Origin of the sequence: Enterobacter sp. Ap-1006 (assembly GCF_011752835.1) — a bacterium.
In the GTDB taxonomy this organism is placed as follows: Bacteria; Pseudomonadota; Gammaproteobacteria; order Enterobacterales; family Enterobacteriaceae; genus Cedecea.
Genome location: NZ_VWWU01000001.1, coordinates 1320697 through 1334996 on the forward strand (window position 1 = coordinate 1320697; position 14300 = coordinate 1334996).

The following is a 14300-nucleotide window of genomic DNA, read 5'->3' on the forward strand; positions in this document are numbered from 1 at the left end:
CATTCAAGGCCAGTCAAACTGGCCTTTCTTTTACCCGCCGCTTGCCCGATCCCCTCTTGAAGCAGTAAAACTACTGTTCAACAACAAAAAGGAGAATCACCGTGCCGCATATCGAAATCAAATGTTTCCCCCGTGAGCTGACCGAAGAGCAAAAGCAGGCCGTGGCCAGCGAAATGTGTGACGTGCTGAAAAAGCACTTCGGCTCGAAGGACGAGTCGCTGTCCGTGGCGCTGAAAATGATCGATCAGGCGAACTGGAAAGCCGAAGTGTGGGATACGCAGATTGCGCCAGAGATGGATTCGCTGCTGAAAAAGCCGGGTTACAGCCTTTAGTCAATTTTAAAAGGTGACAATGTCACCTTATGGGTAGCGGATTATCGTCAACCCTTCGCGCTCATCGGGCGCAACGAAATAGCGGGTAATCAAATCAAACTGCGCGTCCGTAGCGGCAAAATCATGAGTTCCGCTGCTGTTGCGGGCGCGTAATCTCTCCCGGCAAACGTCATCGGGCACGTCCAGATAGTGCAGGCGATTATCTGCCCCGGCTTCATCCGCAATCGACTTCATCCACTGGCGGTTCGCCAGCGTATTCGCCGGGAAATCGAGCACCACCGAAAGCCCGTTCCTCAGCAGGGAAACAAGATGCGGCGTTAGCGCTTTTTTCAGTTTGCCTGAGCAGGCGACATAATCTGCCACGCTTTGCATTTGCTCGCCGTAAAGCGCCGCGAGCCAGCTGTCTTCGCTGACCAGAATAGTATCGTGCGTTTCCATCAGCTTTGCGCTAAGGGTGGATTTACCGGCCGCAATTTTGCCGCAGAGGAGGTGAAGCGTGGGCTGAACGGGGGACGTGGTAGACATGAACACCTCATGAAAGAAGACAAGTTTTCATTACTGTCTACCTGAGGGATGAAAGATACAACTAGTAAAATTGGCGGGTCAGAGCGCCTGACCCGCACGCAGGCTACTTCAGTTTCGTCCAGTAAGTGCCGGTTTCTTTCACCGCCAGAAACTGCTGGTTCATCTCATCCAGCGTTTGCTGGGGATCCATATCCGCAAACAGCTGTGGGTGGAACGTTTTGGCAAAGAACTCAACGTCCAGTAAATGCCACGGCGAGAGGTAGAAGTTATGCCAGACCGCCCAGGCTTTGTCGCTCTGGATAGCGTTCAGATTAGAAATCACTTTCTGCTGGCTAAGCACCTGCGTAAAGCTTTGCTGCGCCTGAACGGCTGTGACTTCCGACCCCAATTTCAACCGGTCTGTCTGATCCGGCCCGGCGCTGCCGGTAGCGATGTAAATATCCGGGTTCACCGTCAGCAGCGCTTCCGGGGATATCTTGCCATACACGCCGGGGAAGCGGCTCACGGCAATGTTATCCCCGCCGGCAAAGGCCAGCAGATCCGCCAGATTGCCGCGCCCGACGGTGGTGCAGCAGTCGCTTTTATCGCCCAGATGCAGCTGCAACATTACCGTCGGCTTCACGGGTTTAGCCTCAGCCAGGCGTTGGGCAATTTTCGCCATGTGCTGCTGATAGAAGGCGATAAACTTTTCCGTCTTCGGCTGGTCGTTTAGCGCTTCGCCAAGAATGCGCAGGCTGGGAATGGTGTTATTCAGCTGATCCACGCGGAAATCAACGTAAATCACCGGAATGTGCGCCTGCGTGAGTTGGGTAAGGAAGCTGTCGTGATTGCTCTCTTTTTTGGCGTAGATCGGCAGAATCACCAGGTCCGGACGCAGGGCGATAACCTTCTCCACGCTTATCTGTGAGAAGTTATTGTTGCCGATAATCGGGATGTCTTTGATAGCCGGGAACGCTTCGGTGTAGCGGTTCCAGGTCTGCGGATCCAGACGCTGCAGATCCGCAGGCCAGCCGACCACGAGCTTCGCCGGGTTGCCGTCCTCCACCAGGGCGAGCGTGTAAATCATCCGGCTTTCACCGACGACCAGGCGCTGCGGGTTATCCGGCACCTCAACTTTACGCTGCAGAATATCGGTTATCGTTTTGGCCTGACTGCCGGCGCTAAGCGCCAGCAGGGCCGCGAGCAACAGCGACTTTTTCATCTCAGAAGTCCACGCTGGCGGAGAGATAAGCGGTGCGCGGTTCACCTTCGATAACGCGCAGGTTACCGGCGCTGGATTCATAGTACTCGCGGTTGAACAGGTTTTTGACGTTCAGCTTCAGCTCGGTATTTTTGCCCAGCAGCTTGCTGTCCCAGGCCACAAACGCATCCGCCACGGTGTATGCCGGCATGGTGAAGCTGTTTTCCGGGTCACCCGCGCGGCTGCCGACGTAACGCCCGCCGCCGCCCAGGCGTAATTCACCCGGCAGCCAGGAGAAACGCAGGGTGTGGCTGAGGTACAGTCCGCCCATGGTCGTCGGGGCATTTACCAGGCGGTTGCCGACGTTCACCGGATTGATGTTATCTTCCACGATCTCAGTTTTGTCATAGCTGTAGTTCGCCGTCAGGTTCCAGTCCTGCGCAATTTCGCCGTTAAGCTCTAATTCCGCACCGGTGGAGCGCGCTTTCGGGATATTGCGGGTCACGCCGTTGATAAAGACCGACATGTCTTTTTCATCAATGCGGTAGAGCGCCAGGCTGCTGGTCAGGCGAGGTGCCATCTGCCATTTCGCGCCCACTTCCCACGTCGTCCCTTTTTCGGTGGACGCTACGTTGCCGTTGTCGTCCGTTTGCGTGGAAGGGGTGAACGACTTGCTGTAGCTGCCGTACAGCGACACGTCAGGCACGATTTTGTACACCAGGCCAAGCTGCGGCAGGAAGGCATTGCCCCGGTCCTCCAGCGTGGTTTGCGGGTTTACCCAACCGGCGCTGGAGGTCTGGGTATAGCGCTGCAGGCGGCCACCCAATACGGCAATCCACTGGTCAGTCAGATGAATGCTGTCTTTCGCAAACACGGAGCGGCTGTAGAGATTAGTGCGCAGGTTGCTGTTGGAATCGCTATAGGTGCTGCCGTTGGTGACCGGCGAGACGCCGTACACCGGGTTATACATATTGAAGGTTTTCGTCACCTTCCCACGGTACGAATACTTCTTGTAGGTTTCGTTTTGCTCGTAATCCGCGCCCAGCGTGATGTCGTGGGTCATGCCCAGCAGTTCAGGGCTGCCGCTGATGTCCCAGGACGCGTAATCCGTCTGGTGGTTAAAGCCGCGGTTAGCATCCGCGCGGCGGGAAACCAGGCCGCTGTTAGGATCGACCGCCGTGGCACGCACTTCGTTACTGTCGTAGCGGCGCTGCATCCAGGCGTAGTTCAGGTTCGTTTCCCAGGTGTCATCCAGCTTGTACGAGTAGTTGGTCGTCAGGCGTTTGTTTTTGCCCCAGGCATGGTTGGCGTAATCGTCAATGCGGCGGTCGTAAGGAATGTTGAGCGGTTTGCCGTTGATAAACGCCGTGCCGCGGTCATACGGAATATCAAACTTATATTCTACGTAGCTGATATTGAAAGAGGCTTTGTCACCGTACCAGCTGAGCGACGGGGCAATCAGCGTATGTTCGTCGGTGCCGAAATTCCGCCAGTAATCCTCATGCTGGCGTTCGGCGACCAGGCGGAAGGCGAAGCCATTGCCGAGCGGGCCGGTGACGTCAACCATGCCGGAGCCACCGCCGTTGCTGCTGCTGGTGCCGCTGACGTGGGTGTTCCAGCTGTACTGCGGTTTCTTGCTGACGAGGTTAATCACGCCGCCAGGGTTCAGGATGCCATAGAGCAGGGAGGCCGAGCCTTTCAGCACCTCAACATGGTCGATGCTGGAATCCATCGCCAGGCCCTGGTTGCTGCGCACCCCGTCAATAAACACGGAGCCGTCGCTGTTCGAGCCGAAGCCGCGTTTGACAAAACCGTCCTCGATGCCGCCGAGAGTATTACTCTGCGTGACGCCGCTGACGAACTTCATCGCGTCATTGACCGAGGTCACCGCGTAGTCGTCAATCACCTGCGGCGTGACCACGCTAACGGACTGCGGGATTTCGCTGCGCGGCGTTTTGCTGCGGGAGGCGATGGAGGAGTCATCCTGGGTATAGCTGGTTGGTGAACCGTCCGGGTTAGCGTTGGCGACCACGGTTAAGGTGTCTTCCTTCGGTTTGTCGGCGGCGAAAGCCGGAGCCCCAACGATGAAGGTTGAAATGATTAATAATTTTGAATTAAGAAGTGCCTGGCGAACGAAAGTAGAACCAAAAGGAATGCGATTCATGATGTTGTTTATCTGAACTGAAGCGATTTTATAATGGGAATTGAGATGATAATAACAATAATTAGCATTTACAATATTAACTCTGCTTACATAATTACTGGTTTTATGTCCAAAATCCTGATGATTTAGCGGGGAATTAGCAGAAAAAATGAAGAACGCGGGACGAATGCCCCGCGTGAATATCGAGAGCGTTAACCGACTTCCGGCAGCAGGCCGACGGTAATCAGGAACTGAATAACAATCACCGCGATCCCGCAGGCAAAGACCAGCCCCAGCAGCGGCTTACCGCCCGCCACGCGCCACGTCACCTCCGCATGCTGTTTGCGGCTTTGCCACACCAGCATCGACGGCACCAGCAGGGCAAGCACCGCCAGCGCAACGCCCGCATAGCCCAGCGCCATCACAAATCCCTGCGGGTAGAACAGGGCAAAAACCAGCGGCGGCAGGAACGTCATCAGGCCGGTTTGCAGGCGGCCAGAGGCTTTCCGGCTGCGGGCAAAAAGATCGCCGAGGTAGTCGAATAGGCCCAGGGAAACGCCGAGGAACGAGGTGGCCAGCGCGAAGTCGGCGAACAGATGAATCGCCAGCTCAACGTGAGGGGTGGCCACCACCTGACGAACAACCTGCAGGAAGCCGTTCAGCCCGGAATGCTCCGCCATCAGCCCGGTAAAGGTTGGCGAGTCAATGGCGCCGAGGGTGGCGAGCTGCCAGAAAATGTAGGCCACCAGAGGAATAGCGCTGCCGACGATAAACACCCAGCGCAGCTTGCGAATATTGCCGTTCATGTAGCTGACAATACTCGGCACGCTGCCGTGGAAGCCAAACGAGGTAAAGATGACCGGGATGGCGGAAAGCGCGAGGCCTTTCTCAATCGGCATTGTGAGCAGGTTGGTGTGGTGGATATGCGGCATCATCAGGGCCAGCATGACCACCAGTAGAATGATTTTGGCGCTGAACAGCACGCGGTTAAACATATCAACCATGTGGGTGCCGATACAGACAATTCCGCCCGCCACAACGGTAAAGAGCAGCACGCCAGAAGTGGCGGAGATAGAAGTGGACAGCCACTGGCTAAGGCTTGCCGCCAGCAGTTCACCGGCGCCGCTAATGTAAGCCGCCGTCAGGGCATACATCAGGAACAGCATACTGAAGCCTGTTAACCACTGGCCGGGGCGGCCAAGGTAGCGCCGGGCGAGGGTACCCAGACCGGTGTCCGCCGGAACGTGCTGATAAACCTCTACCAGCAGGAGTGCTGTGTAACACATCAGTGCCCAAAGGCCGACGAGCATCAGCAGCGTGACGCTAAACCCTACGCCAGCAGATGCCAGCGGCATCGCCAGCATGCCTGCGCCAATGGTGGTTCCCGCCACGATAAAAACACTGCCAAGAGTCCTGTTCTTCACGCTTTCCTCTGAATTTACGAAGAGCTGTATACATTTATGCCGCGCAGGGTAAGGGAAAAGCGTAGATGCGTCAAATGAGGGTTACGGGAGGTGTATCGATATATTTACGATTTTGCTTAAGTTTTTGTGACATTGTCACGTAATAAAATTAAACCAATCAGTGCTTGCCATACCGCGGGAAATTAAGGCTTTATTAATATAAATAGTAATAATAACTAATCTCTTTCTCATGGAGAGCATCAATCAATGAAAGCAAATTTGGTCCTGACAGGGTTACTGCTCGCTTCGGCGGGCTGCGGCGCAACTACTTATCCCATCACGGTTACCGACATGGATAACCAGCGTATTACTATCGAAAAAGAACCTCAGCATGTGATCCTGCAGGATGGGCGAGACATTTTGTCGCTTGCGCTGCTTGACCGTGAAGATCCGTTCAAACGCGTTGTAGCCTGGAATAACCTGCCGAAAAAACAGGACACCCAAACCTGGGATGTGCTGAAGGGCAAATGGCCTGAAGCCACCAAAATTATTGATATGGGCTTTAGCGATCAGGGCGAAGTCAACCTTGAGAGCGTGCTGGCGCAGCAGCCGGACATCATGATTGCGCAACTGCGGGCCAAGCCTGCGCTGGAGCAAACCGGCGTTATTAAGTCCCTTAAAAAACTCAATATTCCGGTGGTGTTTGTTGACTATGAGCTGCACCCGGTGGAGAACACCGCCAACAGCGTGAAGCTGCTGGGCACCGTGCTTAATCAGGAGAAACGCGCCAAAGAGTACACTGACTATTACCAGCAGCACCTGGCCCGCATTCAGCAGGTGGCGGCCGATGTTAAAAACAAACCTACGGTGTTTATTGAGCCGATCGCCGGTAACACCGAGAACTGCTGCTTCACCCACGGGCACAACGGCTGGGGCGCGCTGGTGGAAGCGGTAGGCGGGAGGAACATTGGTTCTAAGCTGCTGCCTGGCAGCGCCGGGTTTGTCTCTATGGAGCAGATCATCGCCATGAAGCCTGACGTCTATATTATGTCCGGCTCTAAACGCCCGAATCCGAGCGTATTGCCGTTTGGCTACGGCGGTACACCGCAGGAAGTGAACGCCACCTTCAGTAAACTGCTGGCCCGTAACACGTTCCAGAACATCGAGCCGGTAAAAGAAGGCAAGGTCTACGGCGTGTATCACCACTTCTATAATCACCCGTACAACATTATCGGGATGGAAATCTTAGCCAAAGACCTGTACCCGCAAAAACTGCAGGATCTTGACCCAACGGCGGACTACCACCAGATAATCACGCAGTTCACGCAGGTCCCTGACGATCCTATTCTGCTGAGTTACGCCTACAAAAAGCCATAATCGCTTTTCAAGAAACGAAACGCGCACGATTAAAGTGGCCCTGTTGGTATTCAGACAAGCCAATAAAGGCGGTGACAAACGTCACCGCCTTTATTAATTAAACTTCAGGCATCGCGGAAGAGTGGTGTGAAGAGATTTTCCAGTCGCTGCCATCCCAGGCGTAGGTGAAAGTGTATCGTGCAGAAACCGTCGTTTTATCCTCAAAGGTAAAGGTATAGGTCCCTACATCAATCGCTTTATTGCAGCCAATTCTAACCGTTCTGCTGTCAATTTTACCCACCGGCTTTTTCGCCAGAAAATGTTCAAAATAATCCACACGTTCGGCGTCCGTCAGACGTACCTGGTTTGACACAGTAGGCAATAACACCGCATCGGTAAGATACGTATCAGCGACTTTTTTAGCATCTCCAGTCTTTAGCGAGTCATTCCAGCGGTCGAACAAGCCTTCTATCGCGGCTTTGTCCACTTTCACACAATCCTTAGCGGGCGCGGCCCATGTGGAACCAGAAACCAGCAGTAATGAACCGATAAAAGCTGACACTTTCCTCATAACATTTCCCTTTTTTGAGTGTGGTTAAACTGCCGGGAAAGTATCAATAATTCCAGTCCGCAACAATGATCATTGTATATAGTTACATATATTTACTTATATTGATACCTACGGCCTGAATCGTTTATAGGTGGGTCTTTCTTCATTAACGTGATGAATATAATGCAGGACCCTGCATTGATATTTTTCTTATTCGCGGGAAATGGCGATCCCGGCGTCTTTCATTTGCTGCAGCGCCGCAGCCATATCCAGCAGCATTTCAGCGGCAACCAGGCCTCCTTTTTCACTGTCTAGCATCGCCTTAATCACCGTCAGTACGCCAAAGGCGGTCATATGCGCCTGCCCGCGTGGGTCAGAGGCAATCACGCGCTTTCTGACATGCTCGCCAGCGTTATCCGTGCCGGCAATATCAACGTACAGGTCAATAGACGGCTTGCCATGCTGATGCATACCCATTGACGTGCCCGCCGCGATATCCAGCCTGACCGAATTCGCGCTGGTTATAGCGGCCACCGCGGTGGTATCGAGTATGCTGAACGGCACGCCCTGAATCACTTCGCCATTCTGGAGAGTGATATCCCGGGGAGTGGATGAATGCGTCCAGCTTCCTGAGTCCCGAATCAGCGCGGGGGCAAGCTCGTTGCCTAATTCGCTGCTGGAAAGTTCTCCCAACGGATCGGCCGGATCGTGAAGCGCAGAAAGCTGCACGCTATCAATAACGCTAAAATCAGCAGCAAGCAGGCTAACCAGCGGTAAAAACAGGCCCGCTTCGTAATAGCCCAGCGGAACGACGGGCTGAGTCGGCCGATATCGCTGAGTGAAATTCAGCAGCGGCAAAATGGTGTCACCCGTTGCCTGAGTAATATTTATGAAGGCGATGTTATTTTTGATAGCAAACTCCGCCAGCAGGTTCTTAGGGTCCGGCACGGCGGCAATAATAAGCTGCGCGTTAGCGGCGTGCTCAGGCACTTCCGCTCCGGTGAGGTCGATAAACGCCGGGTGCGCGCCCCCCAGTTGCTCGATTAACTTCGCGCCTTTTGCCGGATTACGGCCTGCAATCACCAGTTCAACCGCAGGAAAATGCTCACGAATCTGGCGGGCGATGGCTGACCCAATCATGCCGTAGCCACCGGCGATGAAGACTTTTTCTAATTTAATGTTTTTCATCTTAAAACCTCGTTATCAGGGATATCTATTGCGATAGCGAGACTTTATCCCCCGCCTGGTGTGTAATAAAGATCATGAATTTTCTTGGGGAAGTGAGGAATATTCACTAATGAGCATCAAGCTGGTGGATTTCAGCTATTTCGTGATTGTGGCGAAGTACCGCAGTTTTCGTCAGGCGGCGGAAGAGGTTGGGCTAACGCCCTCGGCCGTAAGCCATTCCATTCGACAACTGGAGGAGCGGCTTAAAGTCAGGCTGTTCAACCGGACGACGCGCAGCGTATCGCTCACCGAGGCGGGAAGAAAACTGTATGAGAATGTTGCCCCAGCTTTTGATGACATCAGCCTCACGCTCGACGAACTCAACCTTTATCGAGATACGCCGATGGGCATTATTCGGCTCAATGTTGTGCGCCAGGGCGGCAGACTTCAGCTTGCGCCGCTGATTGCCGACTTTACCCGTCAGTACCCTGATATTCAGGTTGAAGTGCAGATGGATGACCGGCTGGTCGATATCGTCAAGGCGCAGCTTGATGCGGGCGTGAGGCTCAACCGGGTTATAGAGAAGGATATGAAAGCTATTCCTGTCGGTCCGCCGGTACGCTACGCGGTTGTCGCCACGCCGGCATATTTTGCTCAGCATGGGATCCCGGCAGAGCCACAAAGGTTAACTGAACACCACTGCATTCAATTCCGTTACCCCAGCGGGAAAGCTTTTGGCTGGTATTTTGAACAAGCTGAACGCCGTGAGGAGGTCGTTGTGAGTGGACCCGTGGTTGTGGACGATCTGGATATTGCTCTCGACATGGCGCTTAACGGCGTGGGCCTGGCCTATGTGCTGCGGGAGATGGCCGAACCACACCTTCAGAGCGGGAAACTGATTTCCGTCCTGGATGACTGGCTGCCGGAGCTGCCGGGTTTTCACCTCTATTTCCCGAATCGTAAGCATCCGTCCGCCGCTTTCCGCGCTTTTCTGGACTTTCTTAAGGCGCGAAACGGAAAATAAAAAACCCGCCGAAAGGCGGGTTTGAACATGTACCACAATGGCTTCGTTAGATGGAAGTCCGGCGATAGTCGCGGTATTCCGGCAGCCAGAAGTTGTCGTCGATGGCCTGCTTCAGGGCTTCAGCAGAGGTCACTACCGCTACGCCTTGCTGCTGGGCAATCTTCGCCACGGCAAAGGCGATAGCGCGGGACACTTTCTGGATGTCCTTCAGCTCCGGCAGCACCATGCCTTCTCCATTGTTCAGCAGCGGAGAATGCTGAGCCAGCGACTCGCTCGCCGCCATCAGCATTTCGTCGGTAATGCGCGACGCGCCGGAGGCAATCACCCCGAGGCCAATGCCAGGGAAGATATAGGCGTTGTTGCACTGGGCGATAGGGTACGTTTTATCTTTCCAGGTCACCGGATCAAACGGACTGCCGGTGGCCACCAGCGCGGCGCCATCGGTCCAGGTGATGATGTCCTGCGGCGTGGCTTCCACGCGGGAAGTCGGGTTAGACAGCGGCATCACGATTGGGCGAGCGCAGTGCTTGTGCATTTCGCGAATGATCTCTTCGGTGAACAGGCCAGTCTGGCCGGAAACGCCGATAAGAATGTTTGGCTTCGCGTTACGCACCACGTCCAGCAGGGAAATCGCTTCGTTTTCCAGATCCCACTCCGCCAGGCTTTCGCGGCTCTGCACCAGTTTGGTCTGGAAGGAGAGCAGGTTAGGCATGTTGTCGGTGAGCAGGCCAAAACGGTCAACCATGAACACGTTGCCACGGGCGGCTTCTTCGCTCAGCCCTTCGCGCTGCATCTGGGCAATGATCTGCTCGGCGATGCCGCAGCCCGCGGAGCCTGCGCCCAGGAAGACGATTTTCTGCTGGTTGAGCTGGCTGCCTGCCGCACGGCTGGCGGCGATCAGCGTTCCGACGGTCACAGCGGCGGTGCCCTGAATGTCATCGTTAAACGAGCAGATCTCGTCGCGGTAACGGGTCAGCAGCGGCATGGCGTTTTTCTGCGCGAAGTCTTCGAACTGCAGCAGCACGTCCGGCCAGCGGTGGCGCACGGCCTGGATAAACTCGTCCACAAACTCGTAGTAGTCGTCGCCGGTAATGCGCGGATGGCGAGAGCCCATATACAGCGGGTCGTTCAGCAGCTGCTGGTTGTTGGTGCCGACGTCCAGCACTACCGGCAGGGTGTAGGCCGGGCTGATGCCGCCACAGGCGGTGTACAGCGACAGCTTCCCGATAGGAATGCCCATCCCGCCGATGCCCTGGTCGCCCAGGCCGAGAATACGTTCGCCGTCGGTAACCACGATCACTTTGATATTGTGGTTCGGCACGTTCTGCAGAATATCGTCCATGTGGTGACGATTTTCGTAGTTGATGAACACCCCGCGAGAGCGGCGGTAGATTTCTGAGAAGCGCTCACAGGCGGCCCCCACGGTTGGGGTGTAAATCACCGGCATCATCTCTTCCAGATGATTTTCAACCAGGCGGTAGAACAGGGTTTCGTTGGTGTCCTGGATGTTGCGCAGGTAGATGTGCTTGTCGATTTCGGTTTTGAAGCCCTGGTACTGAATCCAGGCGCGTTCCGCCTGCTCTTCGATGGTTTCAACCACTTCCGGCAGCAGGCCGAGCAGGTTGAAATTGCGGCGCTCTTCGATGCTGAAAGCGCTGCCTTTATTTAACAGGGGGAATTCAAGTAAAACGGGTCCGGCGTAAGGGATGTAAAGCGAGCGATGTTTTTTTGGTTTGATGTCCATGTGCATACTCTTTTTTCGACGTAACGTCTTGCCAGTAAGGCTCATTCGGTAAGTTTTCGCGCAATATTATGGCACAGCGATTTTGCATCCGACACCGTCAGGCCAAGAACTTTGGTTACACAAGTCCTCAAATCGGCAGGAATTTTGTTTCAGCACGTTCCGTGAGTGTGCTTAAATAGCTAAACCAGTTTAGCAATATTTAGCTTACGAATGGAGACACCATGAGCGTACAAGTTTGGGTTCTGGGCGATGCCGTCGTCGATCTGCTTCCGGACGGTAATGGCCGGTTGCTGCAATGCCCTGGCGGGGCACCGGCCAATGTTGCCGTCGGGATTGCGCGCCTCGGCGGCAGCAGCGGATTTATTGGCCGCGTGGGGGACGATCCCTTTGGTCGCTTTATGCGACGCACGCTGCAGGAAGAAAGAGTAAACACCGAATTTATGCGGCTGGATGCCAACCAGAGAACTTCCACGGTGGTGGTAGATCTGGATGAACACGGCGAACGCACGTTCACCTTTATGGTTCGCCCCAGTGCGGATTTATTCCTTGAATACGATGATATTCCGTCCTTCAGCCATGGGCAGTGGCTGCATGTCTGCTCGATAGCCTTAAGCGCGGAACCCAGCCGGAGCACGACGTTCTCCGCCATGGAGCAGATAAAAAAAGCCGGGGGCCAGGTCAGCTTTGACCCTAATATCCGTCCCGATCTTTGGCATGACGTTGCAGAGCTACAGGCTTGCCTGACGAGGGCGCTGCTGCTGGCCGATGTGGTGAAACTCTCCGTCGAAGAGCTGATTTTTATCAGCGGGAAAACCCATCTCCATGAGGGCATTAAAAAGCTGGTCAGCCGCTTTGCTATGCGACTTCTGCTGGTCACTCAGGGCAAGGAAGGCGTGCTGGTGTATTACCACGGTCAGATCTACCACTTTGATGCCAGGCCCGTGGTCTGTGTGGATACCACCGGGGCAGGCGATGCTTTTGTTGCCGGGCTGCTCAGCGGCCTGGCGACCCAGGGCTTACCCGACAGCGAAGAAGCACTGGCCGGGATTATCGCTCAGGCACAGCTTTGCGGGGCGCTGGCGACAACGGCGAAAGGCGCGATGACCGCGCTGCCTCACCGGGAAGAGGTCGAGCAATCGCTGTAATACGGTAAAAATATATTCTGATTGTCGTGCCTGTCACATTTACTAAATCGGTTTAGCAAAATTCGTTGCCTTCGGTATTTCGCCCTGGTTACCCTTTTTCAACTAAACCGGTTTAGCTAAACAAATGACATTAGCCTCTCAGGGATACGACGAACATGTATAAGAAAAAGAAACTGGCGGTGATGATAGCCTTGCTGATCGGCACGGCGTCCGCGCAGGCCGCCACAGATTTAAACAGCATAGAATCACGCCTTGCCGCGATGGAGCAGCGCTTACAGGATGCAGAAAGCAGGGCGAAGGCCGCAGAACAACGCGCCAGCGCCGCCGAAAGCAAAGCGCAACTTCTCGCCACTCAACAACAGCAAACTCAGGCAACCACTCAGGCGGTGGCCGACCGTACCGCCCGACTGGAATCAAAAGCAGATAAGCAAACTGGCTTTGAGTTCCACGGCTACGCGCGTTCCGGCCTGTTAATGAATGATTCTGCATCCAGCAGTAAAAGCGGCCCTTACTTAACGCCCGCCGGGGAAACCGGGGGGGCAGTAGGGCGACTGGGTAACGAGGCCGATACCTACGTTGAGCTGAATCTGGAGCACCGCCAGACGCTGGACAATGGCACCACCACCCGCTTTAAAGCTATGCTCGCGGACGGGCAAAAGACCTACAACGACTGGTCGGCGGACAGCAGCGACCTGAATATTCGCCAGGCCTTCGCCGAACTGGGGAATCTCCCCGGCTTTGATGGCCCGCTGAAAGGCAGTACCTGGTGGGCAGGCAAGCGCTTCGATCGTGACAATTTCGACATTCACTGGCTGGACTCCGACGTGGTGTTTCTCGCCGGCACCGGCGGCGGCGTGTATGACGTGAAATGGAACGACGGGCTGCGCAGCAACTTTGCGGTCTATGGCCGTAATTTTGGCAACCTCGAAGACACCGGCAACACCGTCCAGAACTATATGCTGACCATGAATCACTTTGCCGGGCCGTTCCAGCTGATGGTCACCGGGCTGCGGGCAAAGGATAACGACGATCGAAAAGATGCCAATGGCGATTTGATTCAAAAAGAAGCCGCCAATACCGGCGTGCATACTCTGGTAGGGCTGCATAACGACAGCTTCTACGGCCTGCGCGAAGGCAGCGCTAAAACCGCGCTGCTCTACGGCCACGGTCTTGGCGCCGAAGTAAAAGGGATCGGGTCGGACGGTGCGCTGCTGTCGGAGGCGAATACCTGGCGTTTTGCCAGCTTTGGCGTGACGCCGATTGGCGGCGGCTGGCATATTGCCCCGGCGTTGCTGGCGCAAAGCAGTAAAGATCGCTACGTGAAGGGAGACAGCTATGAATGGGCCACGGTCAACGCGCGGCTTATCAAAGAAGTCACCCAGAACTTTGCTCTGGCGTTCGAGGGCAGCTATCAGTACATGGATCTGCGGCCAGAAGGCTACAAAGACCGTAATGCGGTCAACGGCAGCTTCTACAAGCTGACCTTTGCCCCAACGCTGAAGGCCGGCAGCATCGGCGACTTCTTCAGCCGCCCGGAACTGCGCCTGTTTGCCACCTGGATGGACTGGAGCAGCAAACTGGACAAATACGCCAGCAATGACGCCTTCGGCAGCAGCGGCTTTAACGCCAGTGGGGAATGGAACTTTGGCGTTCAGATGGAAACCTGGTTTTAACGAACTGGCCTCCCGCTGCGGCGGGAGTGTCACGACATAACAAGAAAGCGTTTAGAGG

The 14300-nt window shown here is 55.0% G+C and carries 12 protein-coding genes; 5 read left to right on the forward strand and 7 right to left on the reverse strand.

What is annotated here, in order from left to right; genetic code table 11:
• The first annotated feature begins 101 nt into the window (after positions 1 to 101).
• Positions 102 to 332, forward strand: coding sequence for a tautomerase PptA (gene pptA / locus F3J28_RS06060; RefSeq protein ID WP_039293536.1), 231 nt, complete (start codon positions 102 to 104; stop codon positions 330 to 332).
• Between the two features lie 27 nt (positions 333 to 359).
• On the opposite strand, the gene F3J28_RS06065 is transcribed toward pptA, so the two are convergent.
• The 4 genes from F3J28_RS06065 to tyrP all read right to left on the reverse strand — a co-directional run bounded on the left by F3J28_RS06065 (position 360) and on the right by tyrP (position 5604).
• Positions 360 to 857, reverse strand: coding sequence for a P-loop nucleotide/nucleoside kinase family protein (locus tag F3J28_RS06065; protein ID WP_166873764.1), 498 nt, complete (start codon positions 855 to 857; stop codon positions 360 to 362).
• Positions 858 to 960: 103 nt separating this feature from the next.
• On the reverse strand, positions 961 to 2058 hold the full coding sequence (locus F3J28_RS06070) for an ABC transporter substrate-binding protein (protein WP_166873767.1): 1098 nt from the start codon (positions 2056 to 2058) through the stop codon (positions 961 to 963).
• 1 nt (position 2059) lies between these two features.
• Positions 2060 to 4201, reverse strand: a complete 2142-nt coding sequence (locus F3J28_RS06075) for a TonB-dependent siderophore receptor (RefSeq protein WP_205247079.1) — start codon at positions 4199 to 4201, stop codon at positions 2060 to 2062.
• 191 nt (positions 4202 to 4392) lie between these two features.
• Positions 4393 to 5604, reverse strand: a complete 1212-nt coding sequence (gene tyrP / locus F3J28_RS06080) for a tyrosine transporter TyrP (protein ID WP_166873770.1) — start codon at positions 5602 to 5604, stop codon at positions 4393 to 4395.
• A 246-nt stretch (positions 5605 to 5850) separates the two neighbouring features.
• Here tyrP and F3J28_RS06085 point away from each other — a divergent pair, with 246 nt between their 5' ends.
• Positions 5851 to 6960 carry an ABC transporter substrate-binding protein gene (locus tag F3J28_RS06085; RefSeq protein ID WP_166873772.1) on the forward strand — a complete coding sequence of 370 codons (1110 nt, stop codon included), beginning with the start codon at positions 5851 to 5853 and terminating at the stop codon, positions 6958 to 6960.
• A 97-nt stretch (positions 6961 to 7057) separates the two neighbouring features.
• On the opposite strand, the gene F3J28_RS06090 is transcribed toward F3J28_RS06085, so the two are convergent.
• Entirely contained in the window at positions 7058 to 7510 is a 453-nt protein-coding gene (locus F3J28_RS06090; protein ID WP_008458880.1) for an SgcJ/EcaC family oxidoreductase, read from the reverse strand.
• Positions 7511 to 7699: 189 nt separating this feature from the next.
• Positions 7700 to 8677 carry a saccharopine dehydrogenase NADP-binding domain-containing protein gene (locus tag F3J28_RS06095; RefSeq protein ID WP_166873775.1) on the reverse strand — a complete coding sequence of 326 codons (978 nt, stop codon included), beginning with the start codon at positions 8675 to 8677 and terminating at the stop codon, positions 7700 to 7702.
• A 109-nt stretch (positions 8678 to 8786) separates the two neighbouring features.
• Between F3J28_RS06095 and F3J28_RS06100 the strand changes: the two genes are divergently transcribed.
• Positions 8787 to 9680 (forward strand): LysR family transcriptional regulator, encoded by an 894-nt coding sequence (locus F3J28_RS06100; RefSeq protein WP_166873778.1) that lies wholly within the window; start codon positions 8787 to 8789, stop codon positions 9678 to 9680.
• A gap of 46 nt (positions 9681 to 9726) precedes the next feature.
• Here F3J28_RS06100 and F3J28_RS06105 read toward each other — a convergent pair whose 3' ends face one another.
• The gene (locus F3J28_RS06105) at positions 9727 to 11424 is read right to left on the reverse strand and encodes an NAD-dependent malic enzyme (RefSeq protein ID WP_166863902.1); all 1698 of its coding nucleotides are present in this window, start codon (positions 11422 to 11424) and stop codon (positions 9727 to 9729) included.
• A 221-nt stretch (positions 11425 to 11645) separates the two neighbouring features.
• On the opposite strand from F3J28_RS06105, the gene cscK reads away from it, so the two are divergent.
• On the forward strand, positions 11646 to 12569 hold the full coding sequence (gene cscK, locus F3J28_RS06110) for a fructokinase (protein ID WP_166873781.1): 924 nt from the start codon (positions 11646 to 11648) through the stop codon (positions 12567 to 12569).
• A 155-nt stretch (positions 12570 to 12724) separates the two neighbouring features.
• The gene (locus F3J28_RS06115; RefSeq protein WP_166873784.1) at positions 12725 to 14242 is read left to right on the forward strand and encodes a carbohydrate porin; all 1518 of its coding nucleotides are present in this window, start codon (positions 12725 to 12727) and stop codon (positions 14240 to 14242) included.
• Positions 14243 to 14300: the final 58 nt, after the last annotated feature.